Raw genomic sequence first — 14,015 nt, forward strand, 5'->3', positions numbered from 1 at the left:
CCCTTTCTAGTCTCAGTTCGTATTAATCGGGCGTAAGGAAGCTTCAATTTCCGCCCTGCGCGGCTCTAAAAATGGTGGTAAGGCCAGCGTTTCTCCTAGTTTATCAATGGGTTCGTCACTTGTAAACCCTGGCTCATCGGTTGCCAGTTCGTAAAGAATCCCATTCGGTTCTCTGAAATAAATCGATTTGAAGTAATAACGATCAACTAAGCCACTCGTCATAAAGCCGTTTTTTCGTAAATGGTTTTCCCATTCTTGATATTCTTCCATTGTCTTCACGCGGAATGCGACGTGGTGCACACTGCCGCGCCCGGGTCTTTCCACAGGCAAATCAGTCCTTGTTTCAAGATGAACTTCCGATGCAGGACCGCCTTCTCCTGTTGAAAATACCCGAATTTCAGGCATCCCTTCCACGATTGAAGGATAAGACCCTATTTCCGTGAAATTAAGCACATCAATGAGTACCCCGGCAGTCGATTCTGGTTTTCGCACGGTTAATGTCACTGGCCCTAAGCCAACAATTGAAAATGGTTCTGGAATATCTTCTTTCACCCATGGAATACCATACGGAACCCCGTCGCCATTATCGACGACGAGCATGAGTCGTGATCCTTCATCATCTATAAATGATAATGTTTTACGACCAAATCTTTCTCTAATTTCGTCGTGTTCGATTTGAAGCGTTTCAAATCTCTTTTTCCAAAAGTCTAGCGCTTCATCGGACATGACGCGAAATCCAGTATTGCTAATACTCGAAACCCCGGGATACGTCCTTCCCGCATTCGGAATATCAAAATAGGTCATGTCTGTGCCCGGCGTACCTTCTGCATCTGCATAAAATAGATGGTACGAAGACGTCGAGTCTTGATTCACTGTTTTTTTAACAAGCCTCATTCCTAATATACGTGTAAAAAAGTCATGGTTTTTTTCGGCGTCAGCGGTTATGGCTGACACATGATGGATACCTGCAAGCTTCATTATTGAACTTCCTCCTTAACATATCTTGAATTCGAGATACCTTAAGTTTATCATCGCATACGTTGGTGCACAATAAATTTGTTTTGTTTATGGGCTATAGTTTATGATTACCTTTTTTGAGGTGGAACAAACAATTTTATGGAGGCTTTGGGTGTTTCGTTGGTTGCTTTGGTCGTTTGGGGAGCCTCTTTGGTCGTTTGGGTCATTGTTTTCCCAAATTGGAATAAAAAAACAGGCCTGAAAAACTGCCTGTTAGGAAATTCATATTATTATTCAAACCAAGTTTTAATTGAATCGACTAGATTCGCGAAGAACTCTTTTACTTTATCCCAAAACTTTGGATCAATTTCACCGATTTTTTCTTTGATTGTTTTGCTCATGTCCTCAAGTTGGGATGACAATTTACTGAAATCGATATCGAGGCTACGAATTTTATCCATCAAATCGATGAGTAGCTGGCGATCGGCATCGCTTAATTCGATGTTCAATTTTTTAAGTTGCTCGTTGACAATTCGTTCTACATCTTCTTTTGTTGCAGGGTTTTGTTCGGCAATTTGTTTTTTGAGTTCCGTTAAAAGTTCTGAAACCTTGTCTTTATCGACCCCTGAATCCTCTGAGAACTTCGTTGCTAAATTCAGTTCGTCATTGGCGACGTCGGTACGATCTGTATCGAGCGTCTCTCCGCTTACTTCATATGCTTTGTAAATTCCTACAAGCGCTGAGTGGCCAGTTACTGGTTTTGGCGAAGCAACTTCAACAATTGCATCTTCAATTCCAGCTGTTAACATTGCATTCGCATACATGTCGGATGTTACTTGCGTGATGTTATTCGGTGTCACAATCGTAATGACAAGTCCTTTTCCGGCATCTCGTCTTGTGATTTTCGCTGATGAATACATGCGCGCATTTTTATTGCCATCTTTTATATAAGTCGTCAGGTCATTGCCATCGACGGTTACCTCTTCTACTTCCGCATCATTGGCGACATCTAAACTTTCCTCTACACTTGTTCTTTCAGCTTCGGATAAATTCGCGCCGTAAACAACAATCGGCACACCTAACTTCTCATCGATAACCTTTTTGTCTGCATAAGTCGTTTCTGGTAGAACAAATGCAACTAAAAGAGCCAGTGATGCAATAAACATCAATAACCTTTTCATAAAATTAACCTCCTTTATCTACCTATTAGTACGTCTTGATTAAAAAAAGGTTCCTAATTCTATTCAGATATTTTGGTCCAACCATCTTCTTGCGTGACTTTTCGTTCTCTCATAAGTCGGCCAAGTGCTCGTTTAAAAGCGCCTTTACTCATGCTGAACATCTCTTGAATTTCATCTGGTGTAGACTTGTCTGTAAATGGCATTCTTCCGCCAACCTTTTGTAAATAATCGAATAGTATTTCAGCATCACCCGATAAACGTTCCTCGACACGCGGAAGCATTGAACCATTCATGGTTCCATCATCATGCACTTCAACCACGCGAACATCGACTTCTTGTCCAAGACGCGGCTCTCCTTCTTGCTCCGTGTTGTGAACGAAAATCCGATAATTTTCGGGAATGCTCAACATAAATGAACCTACCGGTAATAAACGGTATGCTCTTGCTTTCAGATTCATGTTAAATAGCGTTGGTTCTGCTTCTGCGTATTGTTCCATCACTCGTTCTTCTGTTGCAAGCCTGCCGAAAATCTCGCCGCCCAAATCTGTTCGAAGCGTCATGTACAATTCATCGCCTGGCTTTGGCCACAATGAACGAATTCTCGGCATATCGGCTCCGTTTACAAGAACTTCAAAAGAAGAACCTATATCAACATAAACGCCTTCGCGTTCATCGATACGGATCACTGTTGCCCAGCCGAAAGTCTCTGCCGTCATATTGGGCATTTTCATCGTGGCTGTTAATTCGCCGCGACGGTTGGCATATAAAAATACGTGTACGAAGTCTCCAACTTCCACGCCTTCTTCTGAATCTGAAACGTTTAACATAATGTCATCTTCGGCGCCCCGAAGAACCCATCTCGAACCTTCTTGACCGATTACTTCCAACTCTGCTGTCTTTCCAGACTGTAATTGCTCCATATACAACCATCCTTTGTCTACTGTTTCTTATCTTTTAGTTTTTTTATAAATTCAGTATCCTGTTCCAATGTCTCTACTAAATCAGTGATGCGGTCGATCGCATTCCAACTCAAATGATGTTCAATTCCTTCAACATCGTCGTAGATGTTTTCCTCATTCACCCCGATTATTCGAAGGAAGTCCTCAAGAATATCATGGCGTTTCACTAGCTTCTTACCGAACGCGAGACCTTTTTCCGTCAAATCAAGACCTTTGTAACGTTCATAATACACATAACCTTCTCTGTCTAATCGTTGAACCATTTTTGTAACTGATGAAGGAAGCACGTCGAGTGATTCCGCAATATCAGATGCGCGCGCAATTCCATTTCTTTCAATGTGTAGATAGATTTGTTCTAGGTAGTCTTCCATACCTGGTGTAGCCAATTTAGATCGCCTCCAGTATGTATTCAGCAAACGCCCGTCATACTTCTCCTGTCACTTTCCGTGTTTAACATATTGGTAACGGGGGTAAATTTAGACTACAACAGAAAAGGAGTGATGATTGTGGGCCGAATTCTTTGGTTTATCATAGTAGCGCTCATCGTATTTTGGTTGTTAGGCCTGATATTTAAAATCGGCGGAGGGCTAATTCACATTATCCTTGTCGTTGCAGGAATTATTTTCATCCTTCAACTTATAACCGGCAGAAGATCTGTATAACGAAAGGGATGTTGACTTCACAATTTGTTGAAGCTCAGCATCCCTTTCTCATTTATCCAGACTTCGCTAATCATACGCGAACGCAATTTGTCCTATTCAATTTTCGCATAGATGCATGTGTTTCGTAAACTATTTCCATCTAATGCGACGGAATCTTGCTTTAAAATGCCTTCCAGTTCAAAATTAATGCGCTCAGCCAACAAGCGGCTTTTATGATTTTCTTCGTCGCAACGGATTTCAACGCGACGCGCCCCTAATTCTTCGAAAGCAAATTGGGTAATCCTATCAACCGCTTCTGTCATATACCCTTGACCTTCAAATTTAGTATCCAGCCAATAACCGATTTCAAACTTCGGTACGCGCCAATCAATCCGATGAAGTCCCGAAGAGCCGATAAACTCGCCTGTCTCTTTTAAATAAAGATGCAGCCGCAGATCTTTACGGGTAATAAAATCAGCAATTGATTGTCTTAAGCTTTCTTCGGTTTCATGCAATTTAAGTTCTGGTGTTGCCCATGGCATCCACACACGAAGTGATGGCAGCGACTGTTGGATTGAATTCCATACATCGAGTCCGTCTTCAATTTTCGGGGCACGAATAATGAGTCGTTCGGATTCAAATGCGTCTGAGATGTTGGGTATTTGAGAAGATGAGAGTGACTTATCTATCCCCACCTTGTCTCCGTCTTCCCAAACGACAGGCGTTGTCGTTCCTTCATCAAAGTCTTCCCGTGTAATGCCGTATGTGACTGCATCATAATACGAGTTTTCTTTCGGAGAAAACCAGGCATTTCGCAAATGCGCTTCTTTAACGAAGCCGGCACGCTCGAATGTTTTCCGCATGGCAAGATTATCTTGTCTCGTATGACCCTCGAGTCGGATTTTACGCTCTTTCAAATTAAAAACGTATTTAGCGACGAGACGAAGCGCTCGCGGTCCGTATCCAAAACCTCTTGATTGATCGGCGATTCGTAAATCGAAGAGTGGAATTTCATCTTGCAAATCGTAAATTTTCACGATGCCTACTTTTTCGTCGTCTTCATTTTCAACCCAAAATGTTTTGACTTCATCCGATTCGTATCCGCCTTCTTCAATTGCTTTTTCAATGATATCGCGACCTTGATGAGAATGGCCGTGGTAAGGCCAGGTATTAGTCGTCATAAAATGAATTAGTTGTTCTTGCTCTTCCATTGTCCATTCTTGTAAATGCATTAACATCCGTCCCCCATTTTCGTACTATCTATTTATGCGTATTAATCTTAATGAATTCAGGACAACAAGGATTGTCGCGCCCATATCCGCGAATATCGCAATCCATAAAGTTAGCCATCCCGGAATGATTAGTAACAGGGCAATTAATTTCAAGCCTAATGCAAACATAATGTTTTCTTTAATGATTCGCAATGTTTTTCGGCTTAATTTTATCGTATAGGGCAGTTTTTCGAGATCGTCTGCCATCAACGCGATGTCTGCTGTTTCCAATGCGGCGTCAGTTCCTGCTCCGCCCATGGCGATACCGATTGATGATGCCGCTAATGCAGGTGCGTCGTTAATGCCGTCTCCAACCATGCCGACGCGGCCGTACTCTACTTCCAATTGCTTAATCGCAGTCAGTTTATCTTCTGGCATGAGTCCAGCACGAACATCTGTCATGCCCAATTTGTTAGCAATTGCTTCTGCTGTTTGTATGTGGTCGCCAGTCAACATGACCGTATGACGAATTCCGATTTCTTTCAACTTTTTAAGAATCGATTGGCTTTCTTCGCGAATTGGATCAGCAACAGCGATCAAGCCGCTATATTCCGTTCCAGATGCAATCGCCATGACCGATTTCCCTTCTCTTTGAAGGATAGATATTTTCTTTAGAGCTTCAGATGGAACGGAAGAAATTTCCCCAATCCAATCGATGCTCCCGACGTAAACAGGAATTTCATTGACCGAAGCAAAGGCCCCTTTTCCGGTGACCGATTGAAAATCAATGGCTTCAATTGGTTTCACACCTTTTTTGCGGGCGTAATTGACGATTGCTTTTGCAAGCGGATGTTGGGAAAGCGACTCGACTGCGGCAATTTCCCCCAGAAGCCTTTCCTTGTCAACACCTTCATTTGGGATAAAATCAATCACTTCAGGATATCCCTTCGTTAATGTCCCAGTTTTATCAAAAGCAATGACGTCTAAATGACCGGTTTCTTCAAGATGCACGCCGCCTTTAATTAAAACACCTTGGCGCGCGGCATTTCCGATTGCCGTGACAATCGCGACAGGAGTTGAAATCACAAGCGCACACGGACAGCCTACGACGAGAACAGCAAGGCCTTGGTAAATCCAAAGGTTCCAGTCTGCACCTAGTAGCGGCGGTACAACTGCTACGAGAAGCGCTAATATCATAATAGCCGGGGTATAGTATTTTGCAAAGCGATCGACAAACTTTTGCGATGGCGCTTTTTCTGCTTGCGCTTCCTCTACTAAATGGATAATTTTCGCGATGGTCGTATCGCCGACTAATTTCGTCACGGCTATTTCCAAAGCGCCTTCTTCGTTTAGCGTTCCCGCAAAAACTTCATCGTCTTTTTCTTTTAATACGGGCATTGATTCGCCGGTAATGGCTGCTTGATTGATCGTTGATGAACCTGCTAGCACTTTACCGTCCATCGCGATTTTCTCACCCGGTTTCACGATGAGCACATCGCCTACCCGGATATCTTCAGTTGGCAATTCAACAAAGTGGCCGCCTCTTTTTACAGTAGCTGAGGGCGGTGCAATGTCCATTAACAATCGAATGGATTGTCTCGCTTTATTCATTGAATAGGCTTCTAATGCCTCGCTCACTGCGAATAGGAATACGATAATGGCACCTTCTCGCCACTCGCCGATTATGGCTGCTCCTATAATTGCAATCGTCATGAGCGTTTTCATATCGAAATCTAAACGAAACAGATTTTGTATGCCGATTTTGAACATGCCTGCGCCGCCAACCGCAATCGAAATTGCAAAAAATACAATCGCAGGCAGGTATTTTTCGGAATGACTGATTGATAGCACAAATCCGATGGCCAGGAAGAATAAAGATAAAGCTGAAATAATATTTTCTTTCCGTTTATAAAAAGGAATTATCGGTTCTAATTTTCGTTCGGTTGCCGATTTGACTTTTATGCCGTCGAAGGCGCCTGCTTCTTCAAGTTCTTCTATTGTCGTATTTCCTGTAATCGATAATTTTGAAGCGCCGAAATTCACCTGCGCGTCTTCGACCAAAGGTAAATCTTTGACGTTGTTCTCAAATTTCATGGCGCAGCTTGCACAAGTCAAATTTTCTAGTCGATATTCTTTTTTCTCAGTCATTGTCAATGTCATCACCTTCTGTTGCATGGTCATAAGCGATTTTCACGAGTTGATGTATGTGGTTATCGGCTAATGAATAATAAACCATTCTTCCTTTTCGCTTTGATTTTGCCAAGGAATGTTCCCGTAAATAACGTAAATGATGAGATGCGGTTGCATCTGATGAATTGATAACAGCAGCTACATCACACACGCACATTTCTTCTTCTAAGGTCAGGGAATAAGCAATCTTTAGTCTAGTATCGTCTGCAAGTGCTTTGAAAATTTGCACCATGCCGCCGAGGTTCGGAAGCATTCCTTGCACGCGCTGGACAACATCTTCATGCACACTTTTCACTTCACATATATCTTCTTTAATCGTCATCATGTTCACCTCATTCAAATGGTCGTTTGATTATAGAATAGTATATGCAAGTTTTTTTGATGTTGCAAGGATTATCAAACGAATGTTTGAATATATATTTTTGAAGGTTTTTTTGCGGTGGTTTCTAGAAGAGGAAACTTAAGAAAAGCATTGCAGTAGAGCGTTGCAAGTGACCATAGCTGATTAATCATGTAGAATTTAATATACCGCTATCTTTTATTCTAAGTGAAGGAAGTGTATTTAATGTATAAACGAATTCTAGTTGCAGTCGATGGTTCTGAAAACTCAAAGCGAGCAGCAGGGCATGCCGCTAAACTAGCAGGCTTGAGTAAAGAGACGCATGTCGAAATTTTATACGTCCAAGATTTTGAAAGAATACAATCCGATGCTCAACAAAAATCTAGAGCCACTACAATCGATAACGAAAGACAAAAACGACTCGCTCCGATTAGAGGCGTATTTGAACAACCGCTTGTCAGTCACGAATTAATCGTAAAACAAGGGGAGCCTGGTTCGACAATTGTCAGTTTCGCCAATCGAGGCGGTTTTGATCTTGTTGTCATCGGCAGTCGCGGTTTAAATTCCTTTCAAGAAATGGTGATCGGCAGCGTAAGTCAAAAAGTTGCCAAACGAGTCAATGCACCGGTGATGATTGTTAAATAATATAAAAATGGAGCCCAATTCGCTTAAGAATTGGGCTCTTTTTGGTTATGAAGGAAGATTTAGTTGCCAAGATACGCCGTATCGGTCATTTAGCCAACCAAATCTTTGACTAAATCCATAATCGCCAATTGGCATAAGTGCTTCTCCGCCTTCAAGAAGTTTCTCATAAACGTTGTTAATTTCTTCTTCACTATCACAAGTTACAAAAATCGAGAATGAAGGCGTAAAGGTAAACTGATGCTTTACATTGCTGTCAATGCACATGAATTCTTGCCCTTTCAAAGAAAATGTCGCCTGCATGACGGTTCCTTCGTCTCCGCTTTCATTGGCTCCGTAACGAACAATGCTTGTAATTTCCGAATCATCGATGATGGATATGTAATAATTCATCACTTCTTCCGCCTTGCCGTCTTCAAACATTAAGAATGGTGTAACTTTTCCCATAAAAAATCGACTCCTTTTTAATTAGTGGAGCGGGGGCATTTAATCCCCCGCTTTTAATGTTAAGATATAACCATTTTCCACGCCACCTTCAAGAACCGTTTCGTGGTAAACCCCTTTCACCCAGTTGTCGACTTGGCTGTGGAACCACTTTGATTTCATATGCCCGCTTTGGCCAGGTCCGACAATTTGATAGGTGGTCGATAAGTCCGACAGATCCGCAACGAATCGCCATGGTGCACCGTGATCGACGGTTCCATCCGCTTTAAATGCCGCCGCTTGAACCGTGATATTCGAACCGCCGATTGCTTGTTTCTTCGGATTTAAGAAATGCTCAAAGATTGGCGATGCGCCTGAAAGTGCGTGCGGAAATGATAATTGATGGAAATCGCCCCACTTCCATTTTGATGGATCAATTCCAAACAACTCATTGATTTCAGTGACTGATTGTTCAAATGAATCATAAACCCAGTTATCAACGCCTCCGTAAGTATTCACCCATACGCCAGGTTTTCCCGCGTAACTATCGCGAAGCATTTGGTCTGTAATATGGCCTTTTCCAGGCAACATTTTGTACACGTCATCCGGCATATCCTTTTTCAACAAGACGATTGGCAGTTGCTTAATCCATTTATGGAATATAAGCGGGGCTGACGCATCCACGGAATCGACCTGATTCCAATCGCGCAATATCTTCACAATGTCATCGTATTTACCTTCCACATCTTTCGTTTCAAGCGACCCGATCATCTGATTCAAAAATTCTGCCGCATATAAGTTTTTCTGATCCATCTGCAACGCCATCATGTCTTCAGGGGTAAAATTATCACCGCTCTCAAGAACCTGCGCAATTCGTTCATAACGATAAGGTTGCGCCCAATACTTCGTAATATGATATGGATAAGAATCGTCAACGACTTCATTATTCGCTGTCGCAATGAACCCCCCTGTCGGATTAACGGTGCTTGGCAACTCATCATACGGAATATAGCCTTCCCAACCATAATCAGAAGAATCCCCTGGTACCGGCAATTGTCCGTCCCCTATTTTCCGAATCGGAATACGGCCATTTGCTTTATAAGCGATTGTTCCGTCTGTTGCAGCGAACACAAAATTTTGTGCCGGTGCGTGGAAATCTTCTAGCGCTTTCTCAAAACTTTCCCAGTCCGTCGATTTATTCATTTTGAGTACGGCTTCAAGTTCCTGGGTCGGTTCGAGTGCCGTCCATTGCATTGAAAATAACGCGCCCGGATCTTCTTGATCGTAAAGAATTTCCGACATAATCGGACCGTGTCTCGTAACGATGACTTCAAACGGGACATCTTCTCCGTCTTTTACCTTAATCGTTTCATCTCGGACTTCTGCTTGTTCCCATTTCCCGTCATACAAAAACTGCGTAGGATTTTTCGGGTTTGGTTTTTCGATATAGAGGTCCTGTACATCCGGCCCGACATTTGTCACACCCCATGCCACATTTTCGTTATGACCGAGAATGATTCCCGGAACCCCTGCAAAAATAACACCCCCGACATTTTGCTCAGGCGATCGCAAATGCATTTGATACCAAATCGATGGCGTATTGAGTCCTAGATGCGGGTCATCCGCTAAGATTGGCATGCCGCTTGCGGTTTTATCGCCTGACACCACCCAATTATTGCTGCCGTTAAATTCATGCGGAAGTAAATCCGGATCGAACTGGCCCGCAACCTTAACTGGATTTGCGAGATTCGCTTCGATGATTGACGGTGCATTATCGGGGTATTCGATGAATAATTCCCTCGCTTTTTCTTCCGGGAATTGATTGAGCGCCCAGTGTCGTACCGCCAGCGTGTCCCAATTGCCTCCGAGGTCGTAAGCCATGTACTTTCCGATGGTCAATGAATCTACAGCTGTCCACGGCTCTGGCGTGTACCCTAGAATTTTGAACTCATACGACAACTTGCTTTCGTCGATAAAAGCGTTAACGCCTTCTGCATACCAATTTAGTACATTTTTAGCTTCCTCGCCGTATCCGTCATAGGACGCTTCTGCAGCGACCCGCAAACTGAATGTGCGATAGTGTTTGTCAGTTCCAATCGCTGCTTCTCCGACAACTTCTGACAATCTACCGCTTGCTTGCCTGCGCGCCAAATCCATCTGGAACAACCGGTCCTGGGCTTGAACATAACCTTGCGCGCGGTAAAGATCTGCATCGGATTTAGCTGTTATATGCGGCACGCCGTTTTGATCTCTGATCACCGTTACATCCGCGTCCAAAAATTTTGCCATCACCTCGCCCTCAATAATAGGCTTTGACTTGCCGATATAAACGTTCACAAAAATAAGTGCAGAAACAGCGATGACCGTGATAACGCCAACCACCCACAGAACAATCTTCAACCATAAACGCATGCGTTTTCTTTCATTCTCCACATAATCCCCCCTCCCTCTGTCTATTACTATTCTAGTATTTCACCAATTTTCCTTTAAACAAAAAAAGTAGAACTAAGGCATTAACTGCCCAGTTCTACTTTTCTTCTTTATGCAAAACATCATGTAAATCATCCGTACCGGATATATCCGCTAATTTCACCTTTGATCGATACGCCGCACGAACGAGTAAGTGTCCCGCAACAGGAGCTGTCAAAAAGACAAATACAATTCCCAACAGTAATCGGACACTAATAAAGTGAGCCGTCGACCAAAAGTAAATAAAAGCGCCTAATAACGTCAGTAATACCGCTAGTGTTGAGCTTTTCGTCGCTGCATGGGATCTTGTGTAAACGTCCGGCAAACGAAGTAAACCGTAAACGCTAATGACACTCATAATTCCACCCAGCAATATAAATAACGCACCTACAAATTCACCGATCTCGCTTACGTTCAACGACAACACCCCTCTCGATAAATTTCGAATAGGCAATTGTTCCGATGAACGATAAGATTCCTAATATGAGAATCACTTCGAGAAAGACTTTTGTATTCATCAAGACCGAAATGACAGCGATTGAAGCGATTAAATTTACACCGATTACATCAAGCGCCAACACCCGGTCCGGCATCGATGGCCCGAGAATAATACGAATAACAGCCATCCCAATGGCAATCGCAAATAAAATTAGCGCAATTGTGATCATCATTTGTATCATTAACGGGTCACCTCCATAATTGCTTTCTCAAAGTTTTTCAACTGACTCAAAATCGCGCCGCGTTCATTTTCAACGTCCATCGCATGGACGTAGAGGACATTTCCTTCCGGCGAGACTTCCATGACGACAGATCCTGGTGTTAAGGTGAGCAATAATGAAATCATCGTAATCTCAAGGTCGCTCTGCAACACCGTTTCATGCCTGAATATGCCGGGTTGTATTTTCAACTTAGGACTCAAGATTTGTTTTAAGACGAGCGCGCTCGATTGAATTAATTCCGAAATGAAAATCAGAAGCAGTTTAAACGTCGCGAAGACTCGTCGTAAATAAAACCTTGTGCCGAAAAAGCGATGCATGAGAAAGATAACGCCGATTCCAACGAGAAAGCCTGCGAAAAAGGTCTCAATGATTATTTCATCTTCATCGATTAACAGCATCCACAGGAATGCAATCACGATATTCAATAACAACTGGGCTAGCATGACTCGTCCACCTCACTTTCCATCACCGATTTCCATTCATGACCGCATCTATGTAAATCTGAGGATTCATCAATGTTGCCGCCGCATCGCTGACATAAGCAGCAATGCTTTCCGCGCCGATTCCGAGTGCAATCGTCGCGATACCGAGAATGATGCACGGCAGTAATACGCTATTTCTTAGCGGAGTTTCTTCGTCCTCGCTAATAATTGTTTCGCCCCAAAAAGCATTCATGAAAATTTGCAGCAGCGAATAAAGGACAAACATGCTAGACAGAAAAGCAATTGCCAAAAGCGTGTAAGATCCTGCCTCCACTGCACCTTGACCAACATACAACTTTCCTATAAACCCGCTTAGCGGCGGAATGCCGGCAAGCGATAAAGTTGTTAAGAAAAACAACCAACCCAACAGAGGATAATTTCGGATCAAACCGCTCATCTCTTCAATTCGCGAAGTACCCGTCAAATAAATCATTGTGCCTGCAATTAGAAACAATAAAGCTTTAATAATCATATCGTGGACAAGGTAATAGATTGAACCCATTATCGCTACTTCAGTAGAAACCGCTAGTCCCACGAGAATAAACCCGATTGTAATGACAACATTATAGGTCACGATTTGACGGACATCTTTATACGCAATCGCACCGATACTTCCGCCAATCATTGTCAACGCTGCCATGATTCCAATCAATGTATGTGTAATAGATGGTTCGTGGTAAAAAATAAGCGTGAACGTCCGGAACATTGCGTAAATGCCTACCTTCGTCAGAAGCGCACCAAATAATGCAGCAATCGCTGTTGGGGGAGCGCTGTAGGAGCCTGGTAACCAAAAGTAGAGAAGGAGACCTGACTTCAAACTGAAGACGATTAAAAAGATTAGACTAATTGTCGTCAGTAGCGGTCCTTGCCCCACTTCCGCAATCCGTTCGGACAAATGCGCCATATTGAGCGTCCCCACTGATCCGTATAAATAAGCAATACCTAGCAGGAAAAACCAAGATGACAAGACATTTATCACTACATATTTAATAGATTCGACGAGTTGAACTTTACGTCCCCCGAGGGTGATCAGCACATACGAAGCCAACAGCATCACCTCGAAACAGACGAACAAGTTGAACAGATCTCCGGTTAAGAAAGAACCGTTCACACCCGCTATTAAAAACAATACGAATGAATAAAAGAACATATTTTCACGCGCAGACCCAATTGTGGAAAATGCGTAAAGTAAAATAATCGTCGACACAATCGCTGTCGTCAAAACCAACAAAACTGAAAAAGAGTCTGCGACAAACAATATGCCATACGGCGGCAACCAACCACCGAAATCGAGACGCAAAATACCCTCGGATTGGATAGTATTCAATATATAAATGCTGACAATCCCGGTTGCGATAACCGCGATTAGACTTAACGCGCGTTGCACTTTTACGAATGAACGAAGAAAAATTAGGATGACGCCCATCAACAAAGGAATTACCATTGGAAGAACTACGATATTATTCATCTGTAAACCCTCGCAGTTCCTTGGAATCGTCCAATCCAGTTTCTTGATACGTTCGGTATCCTAGCACTAACAAAAATGCGGTAACCGCGAAACTGATAACAATCGCTGTCAAAATAAGCGCTTGCGGAAGCGGGTCCGTAAAACTAGTCGCATTTTCACCTAGTAGCGGCGCACTTCCTTTTTTCAAACCGCCCATCACCATTAATAAGAGGTGAACCGCATGAGATAACACAGCACTTCCTATAATTATTCGTATCAAACTTCGGGACAGTAGCAAGTAGACGGCTACGGTCACAAGTACGCCAACCAGGATCGTTATTAACGTTTCCATCT

Annotated in this window: 16 protein-coding genes; 2 read left to right on the forward strand and 14 right to left on the reverse strand. The window is 43.0% G+C overall.

Features of this window, described 5'->3' with window-relative positions:
- Nucleotides 1-12: 12 nt before the first annotated feature.
- The 4 genes from JSQ81_RS09790 to mntR form a co-directional block, all read right to left on the reverse strand.
- Complete coding sequence (locus JSQ81_RS09790) at nucleotides 13-978, reverse strand: ring-cleaving dioxygenase (protein WP_212607417.1); 966 nt, start codon at nucleotides 976-978, stop codon at nucleotides 13-15.
- A gap of 269 nt (nucleotides 979-1,247) precedes the next feature.
- Nucleotides 1,248-2,138, reverse strand: a complete 891-nt coding sequence (locus JSQ81_RS09795) for a DUF1002 domain-containing protein (protein ID WP_212607418.1) — start codon at nucleotides 2,136-2,138, stop codon at nucleotides 1,248-1,250.
- Between the two features lie 59 nt (nucleotides 2,139-2,197).
- Nucleotides 2,198-3,058 (reverse strand): CvfB family protein, encoded by an 861-nt coding sequence (locus JSQ81_RS09800; protein WP_212607419.1) that lies wholly within the window; start codon nucleotides 3,056-3,058, stop codon nucleotides 2,198-2,200.
- 17 nt (nucleotides 3,059-3,075) lie between these two features.
- On the reverse strand, nucleotides 3,076-3,483 hold the full coding sequence (gene mntR, locus JSQ81_RS09805; RefSeq protein ID WP_212607420.1) for a transcriptional regulator MntR: 408 nt from the start codon (nucleotides 3,481-3,483) through the stop codon (nucleotides 3,076-3,078).
- 114 nt (nucleotides 3,484-3,597) lie between these two features.
- On the opposite strand from mntR, the gene JSQ81_RS09810 reads away from it, so the two are divergent.
- The gene (locus tag JSQ81_RS09810) at nucleotides 3,598-3,759 is read left to right on the forward strand and encodes a lmo0937 family membrane protein (RefSeq protein ID WP_371812534.1); all 162 of its coding nucleotides are present in this window, start codon (nucleotides 3,598-3,600) and stop codon (nucleotides 3,757-3,759) included.
- 92 nt (nucleotides 3,760-3,851) lie between these two features.
- Here JSQ81_RS09810 and JSQ81_RS09815 read toward each other — a convergent pair whose 3' ends face one another.
- Genes JSQ81_RS09815 through JSQ81_RS09825 form a run of 3 tightly spaced genes read right to left on the reverse strand, consistent with a single transcriptional unit; the run spans nucleotide 3,852 to nucleotide 7,464 of the window.
- Nucleotides 3,852-4,970, reverse strand: a complete 1,119-nt coding sequence (locus JSQ81_RS09815) for a GNAT family N-acetyltransferase (protein ID WP_212607422.1) — start codon at nucleotides 4,968-4,970, stop codon at nucleotides 3,852-3,854.
- Between the two features lie 24 nt (nucleotides 4,971-4,994).
- On the reverse strand, nucleotides 4,995-7,097 hold the full coding sequence (locus JSQ81_RS09820; protein WP_249336693.1) for a heavy metal translocating P-type ATPase: 2,103 nt from the start codon (nucleotides 7,095-7,097) through the stop codon (nucleotides 4,995-4,997).
- The gene (locus JSQ81_RS09825; protein ID WP_212607423.1) at nucleotides 7,090-7,464 is read right to left on the reverse strand and encodes an ArsR/SmtB family transcription factor; all 375 of its coding nucleotides are present in this window, start codon (nucleotides 7,462-7,464) and stop codon (nucleotides 7,090-7,092) included. Before JSQ81_RS09825 ends, JSQ81_RS09820 begins: the two co-directional genes overlap by 8 nt.
- 240 nt (nucleotides 7,465-7,704) lie before the next feature.
- On the opposite strand from JSQ81_RS09825, the gene JSQ81_RS09830 reads away from it, so the two are divergent.
- Complete coding sequence (locus JSQ81_RS09830; protein WP_212607424.1) at nucleotides 7,705-8,124, forward strand: universal stress protein; 420 nt, start codon at nucleotides 7,705-7,707, stop codon at nucleotides 8,122-8,124.
- 45 nt (nucleotides 8,125-8,169) lie between these two features.
- Here JSQ81_RS09830 and JSQ81_RS09835 read toward each other — a convergent pair whose 3' ends face one another.
- The 7 genes from JSQ81_RS09835 to JSQ81_RS09865 form a co-directional block, all read right to left on the reverse strand.
- A complete protein-coding gene (locus JSQ81_RS09835) occupies nucleotides 8,170-8,568 on the reverse strand; it encodes a VOC family protein (protein ID WP_212607425.1) in 399 nt (132 codons plus the stop codon).
- A 39-nt stretch (nucleotides 8,569-8,607) separates the two neighbouring features.
- Entirely contained in the window at nucleotides 8,608-10,956 is a 2,349-nt protein-coding gene (locus tag JSQ81_RS09840) for a penicillin acylase family protein (protein WP_212607618.1), read from the reverse strand.
- 115 nt (nucleotides 10,957-11,071) lie between these two features.
- Complete coding sequence (locus JSQ81_RS09845) at nucleotides 11,072-11,431, reverse strand: Na+/H+ antiporter subunit G (protein ID WP_212607426.1); 360 nt, start codon at nucleotides 11,429-11,431, stop codon at nucleotides 11,072-11,074.
- Nucleotides 11,409-11,693 carry a Na(+)/H(+) antiporter subunit F1 gene (locus tag JSQ81_RS09850; protein ID WP_212607427.1) on the reverse strand — a complete coding sequence of 95 codons (285 nt, stop codon included), beginning with the start codon at nucleotides 11,691-11,693 and terminating at the stop codon, nucleotides 11,409-11,411. The genes JSQ81_RS09845 and JSQ81_RS09850 overlap by 23 nt, the downstream gene beginning before the upstream one ends.
- Entirely contained in the window at nucleotides 11,693-12,175 is a 483-nt protein-coding gene (locus tag JSQ81_RS09855; protein ID WP_212607428.1) for a Na+/H+ antiporter subunit E, read from the reverse strand. Before JSQ81_RS09855 ends, JSQ81_RS09850 begins: the two co-directional genes overlap by 1 nt.
- 22 nt (nucleotides 12,176-12,197) lie before the next feature.
- Complete coding sequence (locus JSQ81_RS09860; RefSeq protein ID WP_212607429.1) at nucleotides 12,198-13,682, reverse strand: Na+/H+ antiporter subunit D; 1,485 nt, start codon at nucleotides 13,680-13,682, stop codon at nucleotides 12,198-12,200.
- Nucleotides 13,675-14,013 (reverse strand): Na(+)/H(+) antiporter subunit C, encoded by a 339-nt coding sequence (locus JSQ81_RS09865; protein ID WP_212607430.1) that lies wholly within the window; start codon nucleotides 14,011-14,013, stop codon nucleotides 13,675-13,677. The genes JSQ81_RS09860 and JSQ81_RS09865 overlap by 8 nt, the downstream gene beginning before the upstream one ends.
- Nucleotides 14,014-14,015: the final 2 nt, after the last annotated feature.

Source organism: Sporosarcina sp. Marseille-Q4063 (assembly GCF_018309085.1).
Taxonomy (GTDB): Bacteria; Bacillota; Bacilli; order Bacillales_A; family Planococcaceae; genus Sporosarcina.

Coding starts and splice junctions, on each gene's coding strand:
- JSQ81_RS09790 (WP_212607417.1), bottom strand. CDS start 978: ATGAAGCTTGCAGGTATCCATCATGTGTCAGCCATAACCGCTGACGCC.
- JSQ81_RS09795 (WP_212607418.1), bottom strand. CDS start 2,138: ATGAAAAGGTTATTGATGTTTATTGCATCACTGGCTCTTTTAGTTGCA.
- JSQ81_RS09800 (WP_212607419.1), bottom strand. CDS start 3,058: ATGGAGCAATTACAGTCTGGAAAGACAGCAGAGTTGGAAGTAATCGGT.
- JSQ81_RS09810 (WP_371812534.1), top strand. CDS start 3,598: ATGATTGTGGGCCGAATTCTTTGGTTTATCATAGTAGCGCTCATCGTA.
- JSQ81_RS09815 (WP_212607422.1), bottom strand. CDS start 4,970: ATGCATTTACAAGAATGGACAATGGAAGAGCAAGAACAACTAATTCAT.
- JSQ81_RS09820 (WP_249336693.1), bottom strand. CDS start 7,097: ATGACTGAGAAAAAAGAATATCGACTAGAAAATTTGACTTGTGCAAGC.
- JSQ81_RS09825 (WP_212607423.1), bottom strand. CDS start 7,464: ATGATGACGATTAAAGAAGATATATGTGAAGTGAAAAGTGTGCATGAA.
- JSQ81_RS09830 (WP_212607424.1), top strand. CDS start 7,705: ATGTATAAACGAATTCTAGTTGCAGTCGATGGTTCTGAAAACTCAAAG.
- JSQ81_RS09835 (WP_212607425.1), bottom strand. CDS start 8,568: ATGGGAAAAGTTACACCATTCTTAATGTTTGAAGACGGCAAGGCGGAA.
- JSQ81_RS09840 (WP_212607618.1), bottom strand. CDS start 10,956: ATGCGTTTATGGTTGAAGATTGTTCTGTGGGTGGTTGGCGTTATCACG.
- JSQ81_RS09850 (WP_212607427.1), bottom strand. CDS start 11,693: ATGATACAAATGATGATCACAATTGCGCTAATTTTATTTGCGATTGCC.
- JSQ81_RS09855 (WP_212607428.1), bottom strand. CDS start 12,175: ATGCTAGCCCAGTTGTTATTGAATATCGTGATTGCATTCCTGTGGATG.
- JSQ81_RS09860 (WP_212607429.1), bottom strand. CDS start 13,682: ATGAATAATATCGTAGTTCTTCCAATGGTAATTCCTTTGTTGATGGGC.
- JSQ81_RS09865 (WP_212607430.1), bottom strand. CDS start 14,013: ATGGAAACGTTAATAACGATCCTGGTTGGCGTACTTGTGACCGTAGCC.